Origin of the sequence: Nitratireductor sp. GCM10026969, from assembly GCF_042660605.1 — a bacterium.
Classification (GTDB): domain Bacteria; phylum Pseudomonadota; class Alphaproteobacteria; order Rhizobiales; family Rhizobiaceae; genus Chelativorans.
The window spans coordinates 1-2,514 of the sequence record NZ_JBHSUM010000268.1; the positions used below are offsets into that span (position 1 = coordinate 1).

Genomic DNA, 2,514 nt, shown 5'->3' on the forward strand with positions numbered 1-2,514 from the left:
CGGCCGCCGAGCAGACGACGCCGCCCAGGCCGGCATCGAGCGCCTGGCGGGCGCGGCGCAGGACAAGCGTCTGGGGATCGTCCACATAGCCCGCCTCCCGCAGGTCCGCCTCGTCCATCGAGGTGAGCACCGATACGCCAAGGAGGCAGAGACCGGAGCCTTCCGCCGCGGCGACGGCCGCGCGCATCGCTTTCGGATAGGCATGGAGGGTCAGCATGGTGACGCCCATGCGGGCGACGTTCTCCACGCCCCTGGCCACCGTATTGTCGATGTCCAGAAGCTTCATGTCCAGGAAGACACGTTTGCCCGACCGCACCAGCGTGGCGGCGAAATCCAGCCCGCCGGCAAAGGCGAGCTGATAACCGATCTTGTAGAAGCTCACCGCGTCGCCGAGCTCCGCCACCGCGCTTTCCGCCTCGGCGAGGCTTGGCAGATCAAGGCCGACGATCAGCCGCTCGCGCATGTCTTCGCTCATGTCGTTTATGCCTCCAAACGGGTCGACAGCATGCGCGCCCGCTCGATCAGCGTGCGGCAGACCTTTGTCATCGCCTTCTGCAGCCGCTCTTCCAGCAGATCGCCGTTGTCGTCGAATGCTTCCCTTGCCCGCGGCACCGAGCATTGCGGCGTGATGACCTCGGCCTGGCAGTGCACGAGGACGGCACGCAGGTGGTTCAGCGCGCGCACGCCGGCAAAGATCCCTCCCGATGAGGAGCAGAGCGCCACCGGCTTGCCGCTGAAGGCGCGGAAAGGGCGGCCGTCGCTGTCCGCATTGACGCGGCTGATCCAGTCGATCGTGTTTTTCAGGAGCGGCGGAACGGAGGCGTTGTACTCAGGGCTGGCGATCAGCGCGCCGTCATGCGCGCCGAGCATGTAAGCCAGCTTCAGGGCGTTCTCCGGCACACCTTTTTCACGCTCCAGGTCCTGGTTGAGGATGGGCAGGGGGTAGTCGTCGAGGGAGATGCGCGTGACCTCCGCGCCTTGCAGCGCCAACTCCTTTACCGCCGCGTCGGCCGTCTTGCCGCTGAAGGCGCCGGTGCGCGTAGAGCCGGGAAAAACCAGGATTCGCGGCGTCATTCGGGTCTCCGTTTGCGTTCCCGCCCTGTAGGCCATCGGCGCTTCATAACCCGATTCAGGCGTGCGTGGCGCGGCGGTAGATCCAAAGGTGTGCCGGTGGGATGTTTCGCATCACGAAGTCGAAGCGCTCGACCGAGTAGCTGCCGCGCCCGGACGGAAGCGGCGACAGCGCGCCGTAGGTGATCTGCATGATGGGCCGGCCGGCCGGCAGCAGATCGAGCAGCCGCTCGACGAGGTCTATGCGTTGCGGCATCGGGAAATTGAGCAGGGGGATGGCGGACACGACGCAGTCGAAGGTGTGTCCCTTCCAGGGCGCGAGCACCTTGTCGAGTTCGAAGGCACTGCCGTGGACGACGTTGACACCCGGCAGGTCGCGCCTTAGGCATTCGACGAACTCGCTCGAATATTCGATAGACACGAGGTTTTCCGGCTTTACGCCGCGGGCAAGAATAGCGCGGGTGATGACACCCGTGCCCGGCCCCAGTTCCAGCACCAGGTCGCCGGTTTCGGGACGCACGACCGATGCCATGCGCCGTGCGGTCACCGAGCTGGTGGGGGCGATGGCGCCGACGGCCTTCGGCTTGTCCATCCAGCCGCGAAAGAAACGCAGCTCATCGCCGAACCGGGCGGCTATGGCCTTGCGTACGTCCAAACCTTTTCCCATTCCTCACTCACTTCCTCGTGGCGCGGAACGACGACACTTCGCTCGTCCTCCCTTGCCGCCCTCAGGCGGCGTATCAGCATACACCGGCCCGCCAAAGGTCACGACCTTCCTTACCGCGCGAAACGGCGCGGTTCAAACGATGTTCCACCGCCCGAAAGTCCATCTCAGTCGCTGAGCGACTCGAAAAAGTCCTTCATGCGGGCAAAGAAGCCGGTCGACTGCGGGCTGTTGTCGCCCGAGGAGATCTTCTCGAACTCTTCCAGCAATTCACGCTGCTTCCTCGTCAGGTTCTGCGGCGTCTCGACGGCGACCTGGATATACAGATCACCCGTCTGGGGCTGCCGCAGGACCGGCATGCCCTTGCCGCGCAGGCGGAACTGGCGCCCGTTCTGCGTGCCTTCGGGAACCTTCACGCGCGTCTGGGTGCCGTCGAGCGTGGCCACCTCGAAGGCGCCGCCGAGCGCGGCGGTAGTCATCGAAATGGGAACCTTGCAATAAAGATCCGCGCCGTCGCGCTGGAAGAACTCGTGCGGCTTCACCGAAAGGAAGATGTAGAGGTCGCCCGCCGGCCCGCCGCGCAGGCCCGCCTCGCCCTCGCCCGCCAGCCGGATACGGGTGCCGTCCTCGATGCCGGAGGGGATATTGACCGAAAGCGAGCGCTCCTGCATCACGCGGCCCTGGCCGGCGCAGCTCGGGCACGGGTCCTGGATGATCTCGCCGCGGCCGTGGCATTGCGGACAGGTGCGCTCGATGGAGAAGAAGCCTTGGGCGGCGCG

The 2,514-nt window shown here is 65.8% G+C and carries 4 protein-coding genes; all 4 read right to left on the reverse strand.

The genetic code is table 11. The features are described from left to right. Nucleotides 1-475 (reverse strand): orotidine-5'-phosphate decarboxylase (gene pyrF / locus ACFP9U_RS24690; protein WP_378625489.1); only part of this gene is annotated, 475 nt, incomplete at its 3' end. Nucleotides 476-480: 5 nt separating this feature from the next. Beyond that, nucleotides 481-1,074, reverse strand: a complete 594-nt coding sequence (locus ACFP9U_RS24695; RefSeq protein ID WP_378625490.1) for an NADPH-dependent FMN reductase — start codon at nt 1,072-1,074, stop codon at nt 481-483. A gap of 55 nt (nt 1,075-1,129) precedes the next feature. After that, nucleotides 1,130-1,738 carry a phospholipid N-methyltransferase PmtA gene (gene pmtA / locus ACFP9U_RS24700; RefSeq protein WP_378625492.1) on the reverse strand — a complete coding sequence of 203 codons (609 nt, stop codon included), beginning with the start codon at nt 1,736-1,738 and terminating at the stop codon, nt 1,130-1,132. Nucleotides 1,739-1,902: 164 nt separating this feature from the next. Continuing rightward, a partial coding sequence (locus ACFP9U_RS24705) for a DnaJ C-terminal domain-containing protein (protein WP_378625494.1) occupies nt 1,903-2,514 on the reverse strand: 612 nt, incomplete at its 5' end.

Bases quoted from the DNA above. Each gene is read 5' to 3' on its own strand.
- pmtA (WP_378625492.1), bottom strand. From the start codon at position 1,738: ATGGGAAAAGGTTTGGACGTACGCAAGGCCATAGCCGCCCGGTTCGGC.
- ACFP9U_RS24695 (WP_378625490.1), bottom strand. From the start codon at position 1,074: ATGACGCCGCGAATCCTGGTTTTTCCCGGCTCTACGCGCACCGGCGCC.